Here is a 21,532-nt window from a genome sequence, read left to right on the forward strand (position 1 = left end):
GGCTCAGGCCTCTTCGGCGACCTCGCGCTGCACCCGCGCGTCCGCGCCCTCGATCTGCCGGGAGGGATCGGCCAGGCCGAGCTCATGCAGGACGCGGATCGCCTGCGCACGGTTGCGCACGCCCAGCCGGCCCATGATGCGCGTCATGTGTGCCTTCACCGTTCGCAGCTGCACCCCCAGGCGGTCGGCGATCTGCTTGTTGAGCAGGCCTTCGGCGACCAGGCTCAACACCCGGTACTGGTGCGCCGACAGGCTGGACAGCCGCGCGGCCAGGTCGGCATCGCGGCTGAACGGCGCCACCCGCGCGACGGTATCGCGCAGCATCGCCGGTATCCAGCGCTCGCCTTCAAGCACGGTCAGCAGCGCCTGCTGCAGGTCCGCCAGCCCCGAACTCTTGGGCAGGTAACCGGCCGCCCCCAGGTCGATGGCACGCCGGATCACATGCGGTTCCTCGTTGGCCGAGACGATGATGATCGCCAGCCCCGGCTGCAGCGCGCGGATCGTCGCCAGCCCGGCCAGGCCGTGGTTGCCCGGCATGTGCAGGTCGAGCAGCATCAGGTCGATCGACTGGCCCTCGATGGCCTCCAGTACCCCGTCCAGTGAATCGGCCTCGCTGATCTGCAGGTCGACCACCGCTTCATCGGCCGCGCGATGCAGCGCGGCTCTGAACAGGGGGTGGTCATCGGCGATGAGCAGGGTTGGCATCTCGGGCCGAGGTTAGCAAATCCCATTGCAGCTGAGCACGGGGACCTAGGTACGCTGGTATCCCCGGACCGGATTGATAGTGTGGAGCGATGAACATTCCCTGCCGTGCTTCCCTGCTTTGCGCCGTGCTGCCGATCCTGCATGGCTGCATCCCCGTCGCGAACGCCGCCACTGCCCCCGCTGCCGCCCCGGTGTTCGAGCAATGGCGCGAGACATCCCATCGCGGCAGCGATGACCTGATGACAGCCGGGCTCGGTCTTGAAGGCCTGCGCGCCAGCGCGCCGCCGGCATTCGCCAAGCCCACCGCGCCCACCGCAGAGCAAGCGCGGCGCCGTGCGATCTGGAGCAGCTGGCGGGGCATCGCCGACCTGACCCCGGGTGGCGGCTTCGGTGAAATCTACGGCACGTTCCAGCCCGCACCGGGGCGCGAGTTCTCCGCCTACGGCCGCATCCCTGGTGCCCGCCAGCCGCACCGCGTGCTGGTGCAGATACCGGACACCTTCGACCCCGCACGCCGCTGCCTGGTCGCGACGGCGTCTTCCGGTTCGCGCGGGATCTACGGCGCGATTTCCGTGGCCGGCAGTTGGGGACTGGCCCACGGTTGCGCGGTGGCCTATACGGACAAGGGCGCCGGCAGCGATTACTACGATCTGGACGCAGGCATTGGCTTCCAGGCCGATGGCACCCCGGCTGCCGATGGCGCGTTGGCATTCGTCCCCGCGAAGGGAAGCGCTGCGCATGGGGTCGCGTTCAAGCACGCACATTCGGGCGACAACCCGGAAGCCGACTGGGGCCTGCACCTCGTGCAGGCCGTGCAGTTCGGATTGCAGGCGCTGGACCGTGCCTATCCGCAGTCGGCACCCTTCACCTCGGCCAACACACGCACGTTGGGCGTCGGGGTATCCAACGGCGGCGGTGCGGTGCTGCGCGCCGCCGAAATTGAAGGCGATTGGTTTGATGCGATGGTGGCCGGTGAGCCCAACGTATCGGTCGCAGGCGCCCCTCCGCTCTACGATTTCGTGACCCAGGCCGCGCTGCTGATGCCTTGCGCATTGCTGGCCATCGATGACCTGCCGCAGCCACCCGCGCAGGCCCAGACACGACCGGCCGGAATCCAGCGCTGCGCGGTGCTGGCATCCATTGGACAGGTGCAAGGCGCGGACACCGAAGCCCAGGCGCGGTCGGCATGGCAACAGTTGGCAAATGCAGGCCTGAGTGAACCCGCCCTGCGCGCAGCCGCGTTCTCGACCGGATTTGATCTGTGGCAAGCGATCGCCGCCACCTATGCGTCAGCCTATGGTGGCTATGCCGCAGGCAATCACCCCTGCGGGTACACCTTCGCCGCCGCTGGCCCGGATGGCAGGCCCGGCATCGCGACACCCGAGGTCCGTGCAGCCTGGTGGAGCGATGCCAGCGGCATCCCGCCAGGCAACGGCGTGATGCTGCTGTACGACGATCACGCGCTGCCCGCAGCGGATCCCCTGCCTGGCCTGTCCTGCCTGCGCTCGCTCTGGACCCACGATGGTGCAGGTGCCGAGCGCGTGCGCGCCGGCATTGCCCGTGCGGCCGCCAACCCGCCCCGCCCGGGCCTGCCGATCGTCGTCATCCATGGCATCGACGACGGACTGGTGCCGATCAGCCTGACCAGCGACCGCTACGTGCCGCAGGCGCGTGCGGCGGGCGCACGGATCGCCTATTGGCGGGTAGCCAACGCGCAGCATTTCGACTCGCTGCTGGCGTTCCCGGATTACCGCAAGCGCTATGTACCGCTGCTGCCCTACCTGTTCGCGGCCATGGACCAGGTCTGGAACCACCTCGAAAACCCGGCGCAGCCCCTGCCCCAGGATGCACTGATCACCCCCACCCCGCGCGCGGAAGCACCGCTGCAGCCCGCACAGTTGTCGCTCCCGGCGGCCTCCCGTCGCTGACACCCCGTTGCCTTGCCCCCAGGAATCGCCGATGCCCTCCACCACGCCGCCCGACTCCGGTCCCTACGCCTACCCGCTGCTGATCAAGCAACTGCTGCATACGCCGCTGGCAACCCGGCCCGGGCAGGAGATCGTCTACGGCGACGTGCGCCATGACTACCGCACGCTGCAGGCACGCATCGGCCAGCTCGCCGGCCTGCTGCAATCGCTGGGCGTGAAGCCCGGCGATACCGTCGCGGTGATGGACTGGGACAGCCACCGCTACCTGGAAAGCTACTTCGCCGTGCCGATGATGGGCGCGGTGCTGATGATGGTGAACATCCGCCTGGCCCCGGAACAGATCGCCTACACGCTCAAGCACAGCGGGGCCAGCGTGATCCTGGCCAACCGCGAGTTCCTGCCGGTGCTGGACGGCATCGCCGGGCAGTTGCCGGCGCTGCGCACGCGCATCCTGCTCGACGATGAAGGCGGCGCGTTGCCCGATGGCTTCGCCGCGGAGTACGAGGCCGGCCTGCAACAGGCCACGCCGGTCACGCGCTTCCCGGATTTCGACGAGAACACCCGCGCCACCACGTTCTATACGACCGGCACCACCGGCCTGCCCAAGGGCGTCTACTTCAGCCATCGCCAGCTCGTGCTGCATTCGCTGGCGGCGATGGCCACGCTCGGCAGCGCGCACCAGCAGGGTCGCCTGCACCGCGACGACGTGTACATGCCGATCACGCCGATGTTCCATGTCCACGCCTGGGGCCTGCCCTACGTGGCCACGCTGATGGGCATCAAGCAGGTCTATCCGGGCCGCTACCTGCCCGGGCGGCTGCTGGCGCTGATCGGCCGCGAGAAGGTGACCTTCTCGCACTGCGTGCCGACCATCCTGCACATGCTGCTGAACGACCCGGCCTCGGCGCAGACCGACCTGCGCGGCTGGAAGGTCATCATCGGCGGCGCCGCACTGCCACGCGTGCTGGCCCAGCAGGCGCTGGCGCGCGGCATCGACATCTTCGGTGGTTACGGCATGTCCGAGACCTGCCCGGTGCTCACCGTCGCCCAGCTCGACGGCGACGCACTGGCCGACGGCGAGGCCGATGTCGCGCTGCGCACCAAGGCCGGCATCCCCATCCCGCTGGTGGACCTGCGCATCGTCGACGAGGACATGCACGAGGTCGCCCACGACGGCCAGGCCACCGGCGAAGTCGTGGTGCGTGCGCCATGGCTGACCCAGGGTTACCTGCACGATCCCGCCGCGTCGGCCACCTTGTGGGCTGGCGGCTACCTGCACACCGGCGACATCGGCAACATTGACGCGGGCGGCTACCTGCGCGTGACCGATCGCATCAAGGACGTCATCAAGACCGGCGGCGAATGGATTTCCTCGCTCGCGCTGGAGGACATCATCGCCATGCACCCCGGGGTCGCCGAGGTCGCGGTGATCGGCGTCGCCGATCCCAAGTGGGGCGAGCGGCCGCTGCCATTGGTGGTCACGCATGCCGGCCGCGACGTGACCGAGCAGGAGATCATCGCGCTGGTCACCGCGCGCAGCCAAGCCGGCGACATCTCCCGTTATGCCATCCCCGAGCGGGTGCGCTTCGTCGACACCATCGCGCGGACCAGTGTGGGCAAGATCAACAAGCGCCGGCTGCGCGACCAGCATGACGCGCCGGCCGAACCCGGCGGCGCCGCATCCCCCTGAGGGAAGCCGCGCCCTTCACCGCGGGACCGGACCTGTCCTCCCGCGGCAGTGCCAGCGGCGCGCGTGGGCCGCTGGCACCTTGCCGGCAGACGCCGGCTCAACCCGCCGGCGCGGCCTCGGCGGTGTAGACCGGCTCGCCATCCACCCAGGTCGACAACACCTTCAGGTCATCCAGCTGCGCGGCATCCACCGTCAGCGGATCACGGTCGAACACCACGAAGTCGGCGCGCAGGCCCGCCTGCAGGCGGCCCACCTGCGCTTCGTCATGCCCGGCCCAGGCCGCATCGCTGGTGAAGCCGCGCACCGCTTCCTCCGCGCTCAGGCGCTGGTCGGGCTGCCAACCGCCCGGCGGCTGGCCGTCGCGGTCCTGGCGGGTCACCGCGGCGTACAGGCCCAGGCGCGGATCGACGTTCTCCACCGGGAAATCCGAACCCAATGCCAACCGCGCCCCACTGTGCAGGTAGCGCTGCCAGGCATACGCACCCAGGATGCGCTCCGGCCCGACCCGCTGCGCGGCCCATCCCATGTCCGAGGTGGCATGCGTAGGCTGCATCGAGGCGATCACGCCCAATCGGGCGAAGCGCGGGATGTCCTCCAGCGACACCACCTGCGCATGCTCCACGCGCCAGCGGTGGTCACTGCCCTTGCGCGCACCCAGCACCTTCTCGTAGGTATCCAGCACGATGCGGTTGCCGCGATCGCCGATGGCATGCGTGGCAACCTGCACCTTGCAACCTTCGGCCTTGCGCACAGCCACCTCGAAATCGGCCGGTGAAGTCACCAGCAGGCCGCGGTTGTGCGGGTCATCGCTGTAGTCGGCGAGCAGGGCCGCACCACGGCTGCCCAGCGCACCGTCCATGAACAGCTTCACGCCGCGCATTTCCAGGCGACCGCCCGGATGCTGGTACAGGCCGTCACGGCACAGGTCATCCAGCGCGGCCTGGTTGCCGTCGGCATAGGCATCGATGCGCAACGGCAGCTTGCCGGCGTCGGCCAGGCGCTTCATCAACGCCAGGTCCTCGCGCGAAACGCCCATGTCGTGCACGCCGGTCAGGCCGTTGCTCACCGCCGCCTGCAACGCGGCCAGCAGGCGCTTCTCGCGGGCGGCGTCGTCCAGCGCGGGGATCTGCGCGGTGACCAGGCTGGACGCCGCATCGACCAGCACGCCGGTCGGCGTGCCGGCGGCGTCGCGCACGATCCGTCCACCGTCCGGCTGCCAGTCCCCGGCCAACGGCTTGCCCGCCTTCTCGGCGATGCGCAGCGCGGCGCTGTTGACCCAGCCGGCGTGGCCGTCGACGCGGTCCAGGTAGACCGGCCGTTCCGGGAAGGCGGCATCCAGGTCGGCGACGGTGGGAAAGTCGGTGTTGTCCCACCGGTTCTGGTCCCAGCCACGGCCCTGCAGCCACTCTCCCGGCGCCAAGGTCTTCTCGAATGCCTTGAGCCGCTCCACCACCTCGCCGCGGGTGCGCGCGCCGGACAGGTCGGCCTGCGCCAGCGTGTTGCCCAGGTAGACCAGGTGCGCATGTGCGTCGATCAGCCCCGGCACCACCGTGGCCTTGCCGGCGTCGATGCGGGGTGCCTGCGGATGCTGCTTCAGCACCGCCTCGCGCGTGCCCACGCTGAGCACGCGGCCAGTCTGCGCATCCCAGGCCATCGCACCCACCACCGGCTGCGCCGGGTCTCCGGTACGGATGGTGTCGGCCACCAGCACCTTGACCTCGGCCTGGGCCGGGCTCAGGGACAGGCAGGGAAGCAACAGGGCAAGACAGGCGACACGGCGCATACGATCACTCCTGAACGGGACCCGGCGACTATGCCGCCATCCCGCAGGCATGACAAACCGCGGCCTGCGGCGTGCGCCGCAGGCTTGCCTCAGTCGGCGTTGACGTCCACCCGTACCCGGATGCGCTCGCCCGGGTGGTAGTCACGGCGGGTGTGGTACTCGCGGCCGGCGTACTCGTAGGTCACGTCATAGCCGTCCACGCGTTCGCTCTCGCTGCCATAGCCACCGGGCTCGCAGACGCGCACGTCGCCACGGCGGTAGTCCGGGCCACGGTTGCTGGCTTCGTAGATGGCGCGCCCGGCCGCGCCGCCGGCGATCGTTCCCACCGCGGTGCCGAGGTAGCGGCCGTCGCCACCACCGATCATCGCGCCGGCCAGGCCACCGATCACCGTGGCGATCTGGCGCCCGGCCTCGCTGCCCTGGCGGTACTGGCCATTGTCATTGCCGCGGTCGTCGTAACCGTCGTTGCGATAGCCATTGCCGTTGTAGCGACCGGTGTCGCGGTAGCCATCCTCGTTCACGTAGCTGCCATCGCTGCGCTGGTAGCAGCGCTCGTTGCGGCCGCCGTTGCCACTGACGATGATCGGGTCCACGCGCACCACCCGCGCGTAGTCGTAGGCCGGCCCGTTGTCGCCGGCATAGCCGCCGTCGCGGTAGCGGCCATCGTCATCGCGGTAGTCGGGACGGTACTGGCCGTCGTCGTAGTTCTGTGCGGACGCGGCAAAACTGGACAGGCCGGCCATGATCAGGACACCGGCGATAGGCAGCGAACGAAACATGGCAACAGGCCCCCGTGGTTGGATGGCGCGATGCTCGGGCGCGCCGGGTGAAACGTCCCTGAACCGGACCGGCGGGCCCTTCCCCGCCCGCCAGCCCCTGCCTGGATCAGGCGGAAAACTCGCTTTCCAGACTGATCGGCACCGCGCTCAGCGCCTTGGACACCGGGCAGTTCTGCTTGGCGTCGTCGGCAATCGCGCGGAAGCGTACCTCGTCCAGCCCCGGCACCACCGCCTTGACCTTCAGGCGGATCTGCGAGAACTGCGGCCCGCCTTCCATCGACAGGTCGACGTCGGCACGGGTATCGAGCGAAGTGGGCGGGAAGCCGGCCTCGCTGAGCTTGGCCGACAGCGCCATGGTGAAGCAGCCGGCGTGCGCGGCGGCGATCAGCTCCTCCGGATTGGTGCCCTTCTCCTCGCCAAAGCGCGTGCTGAAGGCATAGCGCGTGTTTTCCAGCAGCCCGCTCTGCGGCGTGGCCAGGCGGCCTTGGCCGGTCTTGAGGTCACCTTCCCAGTGCGCGGTGGCATGACGCGAAATACCCATGGTGGAACTCCTCGTGGTGGTTGGCAGCCCAGCCTAAGGCAGCGTTCGTTAGCGCATTGTGCGGTGCGTCGCCGATCACCTGGCCTGCCGTGGACATGCCGGGTGACGCCGCACTGTATCCCTGTCGATGCTGTTTTCCCCTGTGTTTTGGCATGTGGAAGCATGCACAAACCGGCCAGAAGCAATTTTTATGGGCTTTTTTGTCGATTGCCTATTGGCGGCATGCAATTCATGCCCTACATTTCGCTTGCCGACGGGGTCGGCACGACCAAACAACCAACCGTTCACGGAACAGGAAATCATGGCAAAGACCGCTAAAAAGGCTGCCCCGAAGAAGGCAGTGAAGAAAGTCGCCACCAAGGCTGCCGCCAAGCCGGCCGCAGTGAAGCCGATCAAGGAAGCTCTGACCAAGTCGGGTCTGGTTGCCCACATCGCCGAAGCCACCTCCGTCGCTGCCAAGGACGTGCGCGCTGTGTTCGCCGCCCTGGAAGGCGCCGTTGCCGCCTCGGTCAACAAGAAGGGCGCTGGCTCCTTCACCCTGCCGGGCCTGCTGAAGATCAGCACCGTGAACGTTCCGGCCAAGCCGAAGCGCAAGGGCATCAACCCGTTCACCAAGGAAGAGCAGTGGTTCGCCGCCAAGCCGGCCACCACCAAGCTGAAGGTTCGTCCGCTCAAGAAGCTCAAGGACGCCGCGCTCTGATCAGCGCGCCCCTTGTGGCGAACCGGACGGGACGGCGAAAGCCGTCCCGTTTCTTTTTTGGGCCCCATGGCGCGTAGGCGGACCACTGCGTTCCATCCACGCCGGACCCGGGCACACTGGAACACAGCGTCATGGTCCGGCGCCTCGCAACACCCCGATCGCGGGCCTATGGTGGGGCCATCCCCCTACCCCCACGCCATCATGTCCAGCAACGCGCACCGCTATCGCATCACCGTCACTCCCATCGAAACCGATGGCCAGCAGTGCACCGGGCGCTGCACGCTGGAGTTCGACCAGCGCACCACCTACAGCTGGATGAAGCAGTTCGAGCAGGCCCAGCGCCGACGCCGCCTGCCTTCCAACGACGACGCATCGCTGGTGGTCGCCACCGGCCTGCTGCACAGCTTGTCGGCCGCTTCGGGCCGGCACAGCAACGCCCTGGACAGCCTGCAGCCGGAACTGGACCAACTGCTGTTGAAGCTGGAAAAGCTGCAGCAACCCGGTTGAATGGCTGGCAGCCCCTGAACGGCAGCACGTAGACTGGCCACCACTTTTTGCAGAGGGTGCGCCGATGCGTGGTTTTCCGCTGTTGATCCTGGTCCTGCTGACGGCCGGCTGCTCCTGCCAGCGCACGCCCACCGATGATCCTGACAGCAGCACCCCGACCACCTCCGCGACCGACACCGGCACCACCGCGCGCGCAACCACCGCCACCGACGCCGCACCTGCCCCGGCGCGGCAGGCCGACCCTGACACCTTGCGCGGCGAGCAGACCACCCCCGAGATGACCGTGCACCGCTACCTGGAGCTGTTGATGACCGACCGTGCCAATGCCGACCGCATGTGGGCCGGTGGCCAGCCGGCACCGCAGCCCGATGATGCCGCCCTGCGCAGCATGCTGGTTGATGCCGGGTCATTGCGCATCCTCACCCGCGCCGCCGTACCACTGGATCGCGAAACGCCACATCGCGCCCTGGAAATCCCCGTCGACCTGCGCATGACCAAAGACGGGGCACCGCTGCGCTACAAGGGCTGGTACCGGGTCCGCCGCACCATCGATGGCGCGGGCTGGGAACTGAGCTCGGCGTCCGTACAAGTGGAATTGCAGTAAAAAGCCGCTAACCAGGTATTCACCTGCAGCGGGTATCGTGCTCACCCATCACCGTCCCCTCACGAGTTGACCCCATGAACCTGCGCCACCTGCTCCTGTCCGCCGTCGCCTGCATGGCCCTGGCCACCACCGCCCACGCCGCGCCGCAGGTCAACGGACGGCAGCTGACCGTGGGCGCCAGCGACGTGCAGGACTATCTGGACGGCAGCTTCCCGCGCACGCAGAAGGCGCTCGGCGGCCTGCTGGCGCTGACCGTCAGCGAGCCGCACCTGACCCTGCCGCAGGGCAACCGCCTGGACCTGGGCTTCGCCCTGGCCATGGCCGCCGGTGGCACCTCGATGCCGGTCGGCAAGGTGCAGATCAGCAGCGGCCTGCGCTACGACGCGCAGACGCAGGGCTTCCACCTGGACCAGCCGACCGTCGACCGCTTCAACCCGGCCATGGCCGGTGGCGAACTGGATTCCAGCACCCGCAGCCTGCTCAACAGTTGGCTGGCCGATTACGCCCGCCGCGAACCGATCTACAAGATCGACCCGACCATCGCGCGGGTGATGGGCGCCTTGCAGGTACAGTCGGTCGGCATCGAGAACGGCCGCATCGCGGTGACCTTCAACCAGGGCCTGGGCAACCTGGTGCCGCAGGGCCTGCTGGGCAAGTAAGCCCCTCCCGCATGCAGGCAGGAAGGCCGCGAAAGCGGCCTTCCGCGTTTGTGCGCCCCGCCGCCGGCATTCCCTCCCGGCCCACGCCACAACGGGAAAGGGCCGCGCAGGCGGCCCCTTCATTCACCCCATCGATGCGCGGGTCAGCGCTTGGGCTGCAGCATCGTGCCGGTGCACTTGGGCGAGCCGCAGCGGCATTCCCAGATCTTCTTCAGGCGCGCGGTGTGGCGCTCGGCCAAGGTGATGCCGTAGTTGTAGGTCAGCTCCTCACCCGGCTTGATGTCGCGGACGGCTTCGATGAACACCTTGTCGGCGGTGCGGTCGTCGCCCTCGGCTTCCTCGATCATCGCCTCGCAGTTCGGGTCGCAGCTGTGGTTGATCCAGCGCGCATCGTTGCCCTTGTGGTTGGCGTCGATGACGTAGTCCTCGTTCAGCGTGAACAGGAAGGTATGCCCGCTCTCCACGTCGCCGGTGTCATCGGCATCCACCTCGGCATGGGTCCGGCGCTTGCCCTTGTACTCGATGACGCGCTCGCCCTGCTTGATGTCGGCCACGGCGAACACGCCGTTGCCATGAATGCTGGATTTGCGCGCCTGGATCTTCTTGGGCATGTAAATGACCGGAAACGAATGAGAGGCGCAGATTCTCTCCCATCTGCGCCAATGACCCAAGTACGCGCCGGACCGGGGCCGGGCCATCGCGCCCCTCCGCGGACACGACCCCGCCCGGCGATCACGCCCCGGTGCCGGTACCCGCCGCCGGCCACGGCAGCCACCGCCGTCACCTGCCCCGCCCCTGCCTGAACAGGGCGCTTGGACTCGACCGGCGACAAAGCGTACAATTTTGGTCCGCTTTGAACCCACGTGCCGAGATGCTCCGCGTCACCAAGCTCACCGATTACGCCACCGTCGTCATGACCGTGCTCGCCGCACGGCCGGACGAAGTGCTGAGCGCGACCGAGCTGGCCGAGGCCGCCGGTCTGGAACCGCCCACCGTCAGCAAGCTGCTCAAGCCCCTGGCCCAGGCCGGGCTGGTGGAAGGCCTGCGCGGCGTGCGCGGCGGCTACCGGCTGACCCGCCCGGCCAGCGAAATCACCCTGATCGAGGTCGTCGAGGCGATGGAAGGCCCGCTGGCGATCACCGAATGCAGCCAGGGCCAGAGCCATTGCGGCATCGCCAGCCAGTGCGGCGTGCGCTCGAACTGGCGGCTGATCAACGATGTCGTCAGCGACGCCCTGCGCGCCGTCACCCTGGCCCAGATGCTGCATCCCTTACCGCTTGCCGACCGTCGACGGATCACCGCCGACGTCGTCTCCTGAACCACCGTAGGCAGCCCCATGGCCACCGAGACCATTGAAAACGTCGGCATCGCCGACACTCCGAACCGTGAAATCCACGAACAGCTGGGTCGCAAGTACGACGCCGGTTTCGTCACGGACATCGAATCCGATTCGTTCCTGCCGGGCCTGAACGAGGACGTCATCCGCGCCCTCTCGGCCAAGAAGGAAGAGCCGGAATGGATGACCCAGTGGCGCCTGGATGCCTACCGTCACTTCCTCACCCTGCGCCAGCCGGACTGGGCCAAGCTGCAGATCGGCCCGATCGACCTGCAGGCGCTGAGCTATTACTCCGCGCCCAAGGGCCCGAAGTACAAGTCGCTGGACGAGGTGCCCAAGGAACTGCTGGACACCTACGACAAGCTGGGCGTGCCGCTGCACGAACGCGCCAAGCTGGCCGGCGTGGCCGTCGATGCGGTGTTCGACTCGGTCTCCGTCGGCACCACCTTCCGCAAGGAACTGGCCGAGAAGGGCGTGATCTTCTGCTCGATCTCCGAGGCCATCCGCGAGCATCCCGAGCTGGTGCAGAAGTACCTGGGCTCGGTGGTGCCGGTCGGCGACAACTATTTCGCCGCGCTCAACTCGGCGGTGTTCTCCGACGGCAGCTTCGTGTTCGTGCCCAAGGGCGTGCGCTCGCCGATGGAACTGAGCACCTACTTCCGCATCAACGCCAACAACACCGGCCAGTTCGAGCGCACGCTGATCATCTGCGAGGACAAGGCCTACGTGTCCTACCTGGAAGGCTGCACCGCGCCGATGCGCGACGAGAACCAACTGCATGCCGCGGTGGTCGAGCTGGTGGCGCTGGAAGACGCCGAGATCAAGTACTCCACGGTGCAGAACTGGTACCCGGGCGACGAGAACGGCGTGGGCGGCATCTACAACTTCGTCACCAAGCGTGCCGAATGCCGTGGCGCGCGTTCCAAGGTGACCTGGACCCAGGTGGAAACCGGCTCGGCCATCACCTGGAAGTACCCGTCCTGCGTGCTGCTGGGCGACGACTCGGTGGGCGAATTCCACTCGGTGGCGCTCACCCACCACCGCCAGCAGGCCGACACCGGTACCAAGATGATCCACGTCGGCAAGCGCACCAAGAGCAAGATCGTCTCCAAGGGCATCAGCGCCGGGCGCGGCCAGAACACCTACCGCGGCCTGGTCAAGGTGGACCGCAACGCCGAGGGCGCGCGCAACTACACCCAGTGCGACTCGCTGCTGATCGGCAAGAAGTGCGGCGCGCACACCTTCCCCTACATCGAGGTGAAGAACCCCAGCGCCACCGTCGAGCACGAGGCCACCACCTCCAAGATCTCCGATGACCAGCTGTTCTATTGCCGCGCGCGCGGCATCGACCAGGAGAACGCGGTGTCGATGATCGTCGACGGCTTCTGCAAGCAGGTGTTCAAGGAACTGCCGATGGAATTCGCGGTGGAAGCCAAGAAGCTGCTGGAAGTGTCGCTGGAAGGCTCGGTCGGATGAGCCGCCTGCCCCTGCTCCTGCTGGCATTGCTGCCGGTGGCGGCCTCGGCCGCCTCTCCGGGCAACGCCTGCGACGATGCCCGCACCCAGCTGGATATCAACGAATGCGCCGCGCGTGAAGCCGACGCCAGCGATGCCGAGCTCAACGCCGTGTACCGGCAGGTGATGCAGAAGCTGCAGGGCCAGCCGGTGGCCATCGAGAAGCTGCGCAGCGCCCAACGCCTGTGGATCCAGCTGCGTGATGCCGACATCGACGCACGCTACCCGGTGGGCAAGGACGAGAACCCGCGCGTGATGTACGGCTCGATGTACCCGATGCTGTACTCGGCCAACAAGGCCGAGCTCACCCGGCAGCGCACCCAGTGGCTGCGCGCCACCTTCCTTGATCGCGCCGAAGGCGAGCTCTGATCGCCCCGCCCCACATTCAAATTTGAAGACCGCACCCTCATGTTGAAGATCGAAAACCTCCACGCAAGCATCGGCGACAAGGAAATCCTCAAGGGCCTGTCGCTGGACGTGAAGCCCGGTGAAGTCCACGCCATCATGGGCCCGAACGGCGCCGGCAAGTCCACGCTGGGCAACGTGCTGTCCGGCCGCGATGGCTACGAGGTCACCGAAGGCAGCGTGCAGTTCGAAGGCAGCGACCTGCTGGAGCTGGAACCGGAAGCGCGCGCCGCCGCCGGCCTGTTCCTGGCCTTCCAGTACCCGGTGGAAATCCCCGGCGTGAACAACACCTACTTCCTGCGTGCCGCGCTCAATGCCCAGCGCAAGGCGCGCGGCGAGGAAGAACTCGATTCGATGCAGTTCCTGAAACTGGTCCGGCAGAAGCTGGCCGTGCTGCACCTGAAGGACGAGTTGCTGCACCGGGGCGTCAACGAAGGCTTCTCCGGCGGCGAGAAGAAGCGCAACGAGATCTTCCAGCTGGCCGTGCTGGAGCCGAAGCTGGCGATCCTGGACGAGACCGACTCGGGCCTGGACATCGACGCGCTCAAGAGCGTGGCCGACGGCGTCAACGCGCTGCGTTCGCCGGAGCGCTCGTTCCTGGTCATCACCCACTACCAGCGCCTGCTCGACTACATCAAGCCGGACGTGGTGCACGTGCTGGCCAATGGCCGCATCGTCAAGAGCGGTGGCCCGGAACTGGCGCTGGAGCTGGAAGCACACGGCTACGACTTCCTGAAGGACCGCGTGGTGCGCGAGGCGGCCAAGTAATGAGCGTCCTGCTGGATTCCCTGGCTGCCGGCTTCTGCGGCAACACCGAACGCGCCGAACTGCTCGAGGCCGCGCTGAAGACCGGCCTGCCGGCCGCGCGCAGCGAGGCCTGGAAGTACACCTCGCTGCGCCAGTTCGAACGTCGCAGCTTCAGCGCCGCTCCGCTGCAGGCACCGGCCATCGATGCCGCGCAGGTGGCCGACATCCCCACCCCGCGCCTGGTGTTCGTCAACGGCCGCCCCAGCAGCGACCTGAGCGACCTGGCCGGCGTGGATGCGGGCGTGCAGGTACGCACCCTGTCGGCGGTGAAGCAGCAGGAGCCGGAAGCCGTCCGCTTCCTTGGCCGCCGCTTCGACCGCGCCGAGGAGATCTTCGCCCAGCTCAACGCCGCGCTCGCCGATGAAGGCGTGCTGGTGCAGGTGGCCGACGGCGTCCACAGCGATACCCCGCTGCACCTGGTGTTCGTCAGCACCGGCGACGGCAGCGACCGCGCGTGGCATCACCGGCACCTGGTGGAACTGCGCCGCGGGGCTTCGCTCAGGCTGGTCGAGCACCACCTGCACGACGGCGACAGCGCCAACTTTGACAACACCCTGGTCCACGTCCACCTGGCCCAGGATGCCCAGCTGGCGCACGCCCGCGTGCAGGCCGGCAGCAGCCGCGACACCCACCTGCTGCGCACCGACGCCGTGCTTGCGCGCGACGCGCAGTACCGTCGCATCGACCTGGAACTGGGCGCGGCGCTGACCCGCCATGAGCTCAACGTGCGCCTGGAAGGTGACAACGCCAGGCTGGTCGCCAACGGCGTGCTGCTGGGCAATGGCCGTCGCCACATCGACACCCGCCTGGGCATCGACCACATTGCCCGCGACACCAGCGCCGAGCTGGTCTGGCGCGGCGTGGCCGCCAACCGCAGCCGCGTGGTGTTCCATGGCGGCATCAACATCCGCGAAGGCGCCGATGGCACCGATGCCAACCTGTCCAACAAGAACCTGCTGCTGTCCGCCGACGCCGAGATCGACACCCAGCCGACGCTGGTGATCGATGCCGACGAGGTCAAGGCCGCGCATGGCGCCACCGTGGGCCAGCTCGACGCCAATGCGCTGTTCTACCTGCGCACCCGTGGCGTGCCGGCCGAACAGGCCCGCGCCATGCTCAGCGCGGCGTTCTGCCACGAACCGCTGTCGGCCGTGGAAGGCATCCTCACCGAGAAGCTGGCCCGGCACCTGGACCAGGCACTGCAACAGGCTGGCATGGCATGAACCTCTCTTCACCGCGTCCGATCCACCCTCCGGCCACCGCTCCGGACTGGGACCGTGTGCGCGCCGATTTCCCGCTGCTGATGCGTGAAGTCAACGGCAAGCCGCTGGTGTACTTCGACAACGCCAACACCGCGCAGAAGCCGCTGCAGGTGATCGGTGCGGTGGACGAGTTCTACCGCCGCTACAACGCCAACGTCAGCCGCGCGGTGCACGCGCTCGGTTCCGAGGCGACCGAGGCCTACGAAGGGGCACGCGCCAAGCTGGCGCGCTTCCTCAACGTGCGCGGCGACGAGCTGGTGCTGTGCAGCGGCACCACCTTCGCGATCAACCTGGTCGCGTATTCGTGGGCACTGCCGCGCCTGAAGGCCGGCGACGTGATCCTGGTCTCACGCATGGAACACCACGCCAACATCGTGCCGTGGCAGCTGGTGGCGCAGCGTACCGGCGCGACCCTCCGCGTGGCCGAGATCCTGCCCGACGGTTCGCTGGACCTGGATGCCCTGCACGCGGCGATGACCCCCGAGGTGAAGCTGCTGGCGGTGACCCACGTCTCCAACGTGCTGGGCACCATCAACCCGGTGCGCGAGATCTGCCGCGAGGCACGCCGGCGCGGCATCGTCACCATGGTGGATGGCTCGCAGGCCGCCCCGCACCTGCGCGTGGACGTGCAGGCCATCGGCTGCGATTTCTACGCCATCACCGGGCACAAGATGTGCGGCCCGACCGGCACCGGCGCACTGTGGGCACGCCGCGAGCTGCTGCAGGAAATGCCGCCGTTCCTGGGCGGTGGCGAGATGATCAAGGAAGTCAGCTTCGACGGCACCGTGTTCAACGATGCCCCGCACAAGTTCGAGGCCGGCACGCCGAACATCGCCGGCTTCATCGGCCTGGGCGTGGCGGTGGACTACCTCGACGCGCTTGGCCGCGACCACATCGCCGACCGCGAGCAGGCGCTGCTGGCGCATTTCACCGAGGAGCTGCAACGCATCGACGGCGTGCGCATCTTCGGCACCACGCCGCACAAGGCGGCGGTGGTGTCGTTCCTGGTCGAAGGCGCGCATTCGCACGACCTGGCCACCCTGCTCGACCTGCAGGGCGTGGCCGTGCGTTCGGGCCAGCATTGCGCGCACCCGCTGCTGCAGTACTACGGCGTCGCCGCCACCTGCCGCGCCTCGCTGGCCTTCTACAACACGCATGACGAGATCGAGTCGTTCATGGTGGCCCTGAAGAAGGTCCGCACCCTGCTGGGCTGAGGCCAGGAGCGGCCTCGGCCGCGAAAGCCCTCCCCCTTCGCCGCGCGAAAGGGAGGGCCCAAGGCGGTAGGGCCGAGCCACGCGCGGTACTGTCTCCGGACACCCCGGCCACGCGCCGCCTCCTTCCCGGACGCGCCGTGCACCGCCGCTTCCCCTTCGCCTCGCGCGCACTAGAATGTGGGGATGAACGAGCTGACTTTCCGTACCGCGACCGCCGCCGACATCCCGGCCCTGATTGAACTGGTGACTTCCGCCTACCGTGGCGATGCCTCCCGCGTCGGCTGGACCACCGAGGCCGACCTGCTCGATGGCCAGCGCGTGGACGCCGATGGCATCCTGGCCGACATCAACCGCGCGCGCAGCGTGGTCCTGCTGGCCGAACAGGACGGCCAGCTGATGGCCTGCTGCCATGTCGCCGATGAGAACGGCCACGGCTATTTCGGCATGTTCGCGGTCAACCCCAAGGCGCAGGGCGGCGGCGTCGGCAAGCAGGTGATGCAGTACGCCGAGCGCTTTGCCGCCGAACGGTGGCAGCTGCCGACCATGCAGATGACGGTGATCGACTGCCGCGACGAACTGATCGCCTTCTACGAACGCCGCGGTTATGTGCGCACCGGCATCAAGAAGCCCTTCCCCTACGGCGATGCCCGCTACGGCCTGCCCAAGCGCGATGACCTGCAGTTCGAAGTGCTGGAGAAGCCGCTGGGAGCGGCGGCATGAGCGAGACCTGGACCTTCATCTGCGCCAGCGAGGAACTGCTGCCCGGGGAAATGAAGACCGCCTTCGACGAGGTCACCGGTACCCCGCTGGTCGTCTTCAACCTTGATGGCGAGCTGTACGCCCTGGAAGACCAGTGCAGCCATGAGGAGTTCGAACTGTCCTCCGGCGTGATCGACCCGGCCGAGGGCAGCATCGAGTGCATCCTGCACGGTGCCCGCTTCGACATCCGCGATGGCCGCGCCCTGTGTGCGCCGGCCTATTCCCCGGTGCCCAAGTTCCCGGTCAAGCGCGAACACGGCGGCATCTGGTCGCGCGACGACCGCGACTGAGCCTGCAGGCCTCGCCCGTCGCCACGGCGGAGGCCGCTCGCCCGACAGGGCCACCGGGCAACGGCCGTCTGGCCGCCGGCCCCTGACGCGGGGGGCCGGCACGCGGCTGGCGGCCGTCGGCTGCTTGCCGCGCCCCCTTCCCCACTCCCCCTTTGGCCTGCCGGCCGGGCAGCGCCTGCCCGGGTGATTCGTCGGGCGTCATGGCCCGGCGGGCCCACTCAATATTGATAACGCAAACAATTCTCAATAAGATGCGCATCCATTGCGTCCTGCAATGATTTCTTAACACGCCTGTCTTCGATGCCCGCTTCCAGCGCCATGGCCATTCAGCGATTCGCCGCCCAGCTGCGGCAGCGCCAGCCGTGGCTGATGCTGGCACTGGGCCTGCTGATCGCCTGGGCGATGCTCGGCCATGCCGTGGCCGCGCCCGGCGCGTTGGCACCCAGCGCGTCCGTCGACCTGGTCAGTGCCCTCCCCGGCGGTGGCCAGCCCGGGGACCTGCCGGACATGGCTGCCATTTCCGAGTCCGGGGCCGAAAGCCTGCGCAGCGCGCGGCCACGTCCCGCGTCCACCGGCAGCCTGCCGCCGCGGGCCCTGCCGGCACCGCCCAGCCGCACGTTCCTGAGCGCAGCGACCGATACCCGCCTGCGCCAGGCGCTGGAAAGCGCACATCGCTATCCGCGTGCGCCCTACCTGCTGATCAATCGCGGCCACGCCCCTCCGCGGGTCTGAGTCCACGCGCCGCGCGGGCCTTGTCCGTTGCCGCCCGATCGCCGCACTCCGGCCTGCCGGCCGCCGTTGGCTCCCCCGTTCGATCAAGCCGCTTCCGGCACGTCTGCCTGGCTGCCCTTGCTCCTTTCCATCATCCCCCTCCCACCGACCTTCCGGACTTCCATGAGCCATATCAAGAGCCGCAAGCACGCCTCCCCGACGGCGCGCGTCACCACCCTCGCTTCCGCCGCCGGCCTTATCACCGGCCTGGGCCTGGCCGCACTGCCCGCACTTGCCCATGCCGAGGACAACGAGCGCGGCCCGCGCACCCTTGAGCAGGTCGAAGTACATGCGACCAATGGCTTCAAGACCGAGAAGTCGGCCAACGGCAAGTACACCCAGACCTTGCAGAACACCCCGCAGACCATCCAGGTCATCACCGGTGACCTGTTCAACCAGCAGGGTGCCACCACCCTGACCGAAGCTCTGCGCAACAGTGCCGGCGTCGGCACCTTCTACGCCGGCGAGAACGGCAACACCAGTACCGGCGACACGGTGTACATGCGGGGCTTCGACAGCTCCAGCAGCATCCTGGTCGACGGCATCCGCGACCTGGGCTCGATCTCGCGCGATGTGTTCAACACCGAGCAGGTCGAAGTGCTCAAGGGGCCCGCCGGCACCGACATCGGCCGCACCGCACCAACCGGCGCGATCAACATGATCAGCAAGCAGGCCAACCTGCGTGACGCTATCTCCGGCAGCCTGTCCGCCGGCGTGGATGGCCAGCAGCGCGCCACCGCGGACTGGAACCAGACCCTGGGCGCCACCTCGGCATTGCGCCTGAACGCGATGTGGCAGGACAGCGATGTCCCCGGGCGCGACCACGTCAACAACAAGCGCTGGGGCATCGCACCGTCGCTGGCCTTCGGCCTGGGGACCAGCACCCGCTACTTCCTCAACCTGCAATACCTCAAGCAGGACAATGTCCCGGACGGCTTCGTGCCGACCATTGGCCTGCCGGGCTGGAGCCCGCAAGCAGGCCTGGAGCAACTGGCCGGCCACCCGGTCAACCCGGAGAACTTCTACGGCACGCGATATGACCATGACGACGTGACCTCGCAGCAGGCCACGTTCCGCTTCGAGCATGACTTCTCGGACACGCTGAAGCTGACCAACACCGCCCGCTGGGGCAAGACCGAGCAGGACTACCTGCTGACAGCCTTCATGTCGACCGGCGGCGCGACCGGCAACATCAAATGGACCGATGCCAATGATCTGTCCACCTATACGATGAACCGCAGCAACTTGACCTACAAGGATCAGGAAAACACCATCCTGACCGATCAGCTCAACCTGCGCGTGGATTTCACCACCGGCAGCGTGCAGCACAACCTGAGCACCGGCCTGGAGTTCACCCGTGAGGAACAGAAGAGCTGGGGCAAGGCAGGCACCGTTGGTGCTGGCTGGGGCCCGGCCAACCTGTATGACCCGGACTGGAACGCCTCCGGCCTGGTCACCACCCGCAATGGTGCCAACAGCGAGGGCAAGACCACCACTTCCTCGCTGTATGTGTTCGATACGCTGAAGTTCAGCGAAAGCTTCATGCTGACCGCCGGCATTCGTGCCGACCACTACAAGACCGAGTACAGCAGCCTGGCCGCATGCGGTGGCCGTGGTGGCCCGGCCTGCGGCAGCCTGCCGACCGGCACGGTCATCGCCCTGCCCTCCCAGGAAGACTCCGACACGCTGATCAACTGGAAGCTCGGCGCGGTCTACAAGCCGAACGAAACCGTCAGCCTGTACGCCAACTACGCGCTCTCGCAGCAGCCGCCGGGCGGCAGCAACTTCCAGCTCAATGAGACCGCTGGCAACGTTAACAACATCAACATGGACCCGCAGGAAGCTCGCACCATCGAGCTGGGCACCAAGTGGAGCTTCCTGGACGATGCGCTGGCGTTGAACGTGGCCCTGTTCCGCACTGAAGTGACCAACGAGATCACCGGCAGCGCCGCCGAGGGCTACTTCCAGAACGGCCAGAAGACCGTGGAAGGCGTCGAGATCTCCAGCGTCGGCCGCATCACCGACAACTGGTCGGTGTCGGCGGGCTATACCCACATGAACACCCGCGTCGACACCGGCAGCCTGGTCACCGCCGACGGCACCAACAACCTCACCTACACCCCGGATGAGGCATTCACCGCCTGGACCAGCTACGACTTCCCGTTCGGGCTGACGCTGGGCGGCGGCGCCCGCTATTCCGGCCAGATGCATCGCGGCACCGATGGCGCTGCCGGCACCCCCGCCTTCACCAAGTCCTACACCGTCTACGACGCCGTGGCGTCCTATGCGATCAACGACCACCTGGTACTGCGCTTGAACGCCTACAACCTGTTCGACAAGCAGTATGTCGCGGCAATCAACAAGAGCGGCTACCGTTACACCCCGGGTACCCCGCGTACCTTCGTGTTCAGCGCGGACTTCCGCTTCTGAGCCAGGTGGCGCGGAGGCTTGCTCTCCGCGCCACTTCCGGAAATTTCCATGCTGCTGCATATCCCCAATGTACTTACCGCCACCGAACTGGCCGTCATCCGCCAGACGCTGGATGACGCCGACTGGACCGATGGTCGCGAGACCGTCGGTCATCGCGGCGCACAGGTAAAACGCAACGAACAACTGCCGGACAGCTCACCACTGAAGGCCTCGCTGGGGGCGATGGTGCTGGCCGCGCTGGAACGCAACCCGCAGTTCTTCGCCGCCGCGTTGCCGCTACGGATCCTTCCCCCGCGCTTCAATCGCTACCAGGGCGGTGGCGAGTATGGGTTTCATGTCGATGGTTCGGTCATGACCATCGGTCAGGGCCCGCAACGAACCCACCTGCGCTCCGATGTTTCCTGCACCCTGTTCCTCTGCGGGCCGGAGGAATACGACGGCGGTGAGCTGGTGATCAGCGACACCTACGGCGAGCACGAGGTCAAGCTGCCTGCCGGCGACATGGTGGTCTATCCCTCCAGCAGCCTGCACAAGGTCCAACCAGTGACCCGGGGTGCACGGCTGGCCTCTTTCTTCTGGGTGCAGAGCATGGTCCGCGACGACAGCCAACGCCGCCAGCTGTGGGAACTGGACCTCGCCATCCAGCAACTGACCGTGGATGTCCCGCAGCATCCGGCACTGGTCAATCTCACGGGCATCTATCACAACCTCCTGCGCCAGTGGGCCGAGACCTGAGCACGTAACGCCCCGGCTGCAGCGCCAAAGGCGTCGGGACATTACCGATAGTGGTTATCATTTGCAAAAGCTAACGCGTCCCATCTAAAATTCCCGCCCGAAACGCATGGCCT

The 21,532-nt window shown here is 67.5% G+C and carries 22 protein-coding genes; 17 read left to right on the plus strand and 5 right to left on the minus strand.

Annotation, left to right across the window (positions count from 1 at the left end; all coding sequences use genetic code 11):
* Positions 1-3 precede the first annotated feature (3 nt).
* A complete protein-coding gene (locus ACIPR8_RS12930) occupies positions 4-705 on the minus strand; it encodes a response regulator transcription factor (protein ID WP_446541294.1) in 702 nt (233 codons plus the stop codon).
* An 89-nt stretch (positions 706-794) separates the two neighbouring features.
* On the opposite strand from ACIPR8_RS12930, the gene ACIPR8_RS12935 reads away from it, so the two are divergent.
* The gene (locus tag ACIPR8_RS12935; protein WP_446541295.1) at positions 795-2,633 is read left to right on the plus strand and encodes a 3-hydroxybutyrate oligomer hydrolase family protein; all 1,839 of its coding nucleotides are present in this window, start codon (positions 795-797) and stop codon (positions 2,631-2,633) included.
* Between the two features lie 31 nt (positions 2,634-2,664).
* Entirely contained in the window at positions 2,665-4,323 is a 1,659-nt protein-coding gene (locus ACIPR8_RS12940; protein WP_446541296.1) for a fatty acid--CoA ligase, read from the plus strand.
* A gap of 97 nt (positions 4,324-4,420) precedes the next feature.
* Here ACIPR8_RS12940 and ACIPR8_RS12945 read toward each other — a convergent pair whose 3' ends face one another.
* The 3 genes from ACIPR8_RS12945 to ACIPR8_RS12955 all read right to left on the minus strand — a co-directional run bounded on the left by ACIPR8_RS12945 (position 4,421) and on the right by ACIPR8_RS12955 (position 7,426).
* Positions 4,421-6,106 carry an amidohydrolase gene (locus ACIPR8_RS12945; protein WP_446541297.1) on the minus strand — a complete coding sequence of 562 codons (1,686 nt, stop codon included), beginning with the start codon at positions 6,104-6,106 and terminating at the stop codon, positions 4,421-4,423.
* An 89-nt stretch (positions 6,107-6,195) separates the two neighbouring features.
* Positions 6,196-6,849 (minus strand): glycine zipper 2TM domain-containing protein, encoded by a 654-nt coding sequence (locus ACIPR8_RS12950; RefSeq protein ID WP_446541411.1) that lies wholly within the window; start codon positions 6,847-6,849, stop codon positions 6,196-6,198.
* Between the two features lie 142 nt (positions 6,850-6,991).
* Positions 6,992-7,426, minus strand: a complete 435-nt coding sequence (locus ACIPR8_RS12955; RefSeq protein ID WP_132864700.1) for an OsmC family protein — start codon at positions 7,424-7,426, stop codon at positions 6,992-6,994.
* Between the two features lie 301 nt (positions 7,427-7,727).
* Between ACIPR8_RS12955 and ACIPR8_RS12960 the strand changes: the two genes are divergently transcribed.
* The 4 genes from ACIPR8_RS12960 to ACIPR8_RS12975 all read left to right on the plus strand — a co-directional run bounded on the left by ACIPR8_RS12960 (position 7,728) and on the right by ACIPR8_RS12975 (position 9,896).
* Entirely contained in the window at positions 7,728-8,126 is a 399-nt protein-coding gene (locus tag ACIPR8_RS12960) for an HU family DNA-binding protein (protein WP_132864701.1), read from the plus strand.
* Positions 8,127-8,327: 201 nt separating this feature from the next.
* Complete coding sequence (locus tag ACIPR8_RS12965) at positions 8,328-8,633, plus strand: DUF3861 family protein (RefSeq protein WP_446541298.1); 306 nt, start codon at positions 8,328-8,330, stop codon at positions 8,631-8,633.
* 64 nt (positions 8,634-8,697) lie between these two features.
* Positions 8,698-9,237, plus strand: coding sequence for a hypothetical protein (locus ACIPR8_RS12970; protein ID WP_446541299.1), 540 nt, complete (start codon positions 8,698-8,700; stop codon positions 9,235-9,237).
* 74 nt (positions 9,238-9,311) lie between these two features.
* Complete coding sequence (locus ACIPR8_RS12975; protein ID WP_132864704.1) at positions 9,312-9,896, plus strand: DUF1439 domain-containing protein; 585 nt, start codon at positions 9,312-9,314, stop codon at positions 9,894-9,896.
* 143 nt (positions 9,897-10,039) lie between these two features.
* On the opposite strand, the gene ACIPR8_RS12980 is transcribed toward ACIPR8_RS12975, so the two are convergent.
* On the minus strand, positions 10,040-10,507 hold the full coding sequence (locus tag ACIPR8_RS12980) for an SET domain-containing protein (protein WP_132864705.1): 468 nt from the start codon (positions 10,505-10,507) through the stop codon (positions 10,040-10,042).
* Positions 10,508-10,767: 260 nt separating this feature from the next.
* Between ACIPR8_RS12980 and ACIPR8_RS12985 the strand changes: the two genes are divergently transcribed.
* From ACIPR8_RS12985 to ACIPR8_RS13035, 11 genes are all read left to right on the plus strand, one after another.
* Positions 10,768-11,214 (plus strand): SUF system Fe-S cluster assembly regulator, encoded by a 447-nt coding sequence (locus tag ACIPR8_RS12985; RefSeq protein WP_132864706.1) that lies wholly within the window; start codon positions 10,768-10,770, stop codon positions 11,212-11,214.
* Positions 11,215-11,232: 18 nt separating this feature from the next.
* A complete protein-coding gene (gene sufB, locus ACIPR8_RS12990; RefSeq protein ID WP_132864707.1) occupies positions 11,233-12,708 on the plus strand; it encodes a Fe-S cluster assembly protein SufB in 1,476 nt (491 codons plus the stop codon).
* The gene (locus tag ACIPR8_RS12995; RefSeq protein ID WP_446541300.1) at positions 12,705-13,115 is read left to right on the plus strand and encodes a lysozyme inhibitor LprI family protein; all 411 of its coding nucleotides are present in this window, start codon (positions 12,705-12,707) and stop codon (positions 13,113-13,115) included. The genes sufB and ACIPR8_RS12995 overlap by 4 nt, the downstream gene beginning before the upstream one ends.
* Before the next feature lie 39 nt (positions 13,116-13,154).
* Positions 13,155-13,919 carry a Fe-S cluster assembly ATPase SufC gene (sufC, locus tag ACIPR8_RS13000; RefSeq protein ID WP_132864709.1) on the plus strand — a complete coding sequence of 255 codons (765 nt, stop codon included), beginning with the start codon at positions 13,155-13,157 and terminating at the stop codon, positions 13,917-13,919.
* Positions 13,919-15,181: a Fe-S cluster assembly protein SufD gene (gene sufD / locus ACIPR8_RS13005; RefSeq protein ID WP_446541301.1), complete on the plus strand. Its 1,263-nt coding sequence runs from the start codon at positions 13,919-13,921 to the stop codon at positions 15,179-15,181. Before sufC ends, sufD begins: the two co-directional genes overlap by 1 nt.
* Positions 15,178-16,434, plus strand: coding sequence for a cysteine desulfurase (locus tag ACIPR8_RS13010; protein WP_446541302.1), 1,257 nt, complete (start codon positions 15,178-15,180; stop codon positions 16,432-16,434). Before sufD ends, ACIPR8_RS13010 begins: the two co-directional genes overlap by 4 nt.
* 183 nt (positions 16,435-16,617) lie before the next feature.
* A complete protein-coding gene (locus tag ACIPR8_RS13015) occupies positions 16,618-17,154 on the plus strand; it encodes a GNAT family N-acetyltransferase (protein ID WP_446541303.1) in 537 nt (178 codons plus the stop codon).
* Complete coding sequence (locus ACIPR8_RS13020; RefSeq protein ID WP_313253862.1) at positions 17,151-17,483, plus strand: non-heme iron oxygenase ferredoxin subunit; 333 nt, start codon at positions 17,151-17,153, stop codon at positions 17,481-17,483. Before ACIPR8_RS13015 ends, ACIPR8_RS13020 begins: the two co-directional genes overlap by 4 nt.
* 318 nt (positions 17,484-17,801) lie before the next feature.
* Complete coding sequence (locus tag ACIPR8_RS13025) at positions 17,802-18,215, plus strand: hypothetical protein (RefSeq protein WP_446541304.1); 414 nt, start codon at positions 17,802-17,804, stop codon at positions 18,213-18,215.
* Positions 18,216-18,377: 162 nt separating this feature from the next.
* On the plus strand, positions 18,378-20,684 hold the full coding sequence (locus ACIPR8_RS13030) for a catecholate siderophore receptor Fiu (RefSeq protein ID WP_446541305.1): 2,307 nt from the start codon (positions 18,378-18,380) through the stop codon (positions 20,682-20,684).
* A 48-nt stretch (positions 20,685-20,732) separates the two neighbouring features.
* On the plus strand, positions 20,733-21,419 hold the full coding sequence (locus ACIPR8_RS13035; RefSeq protein WP_446541306.1) for a Fe2+-dependent dioxygenase: 687 nt from the start codon (positions 20,733-20,735) through the stop codon (positions 21,417-21,419).
* Positions 21,420-21,532 lie beyond the last annotated feature (113 nt).

The sequence above is a fragment of the Stenotrophomonas sp. LARHCG68 genome (genome assembly GCF_052871705.1).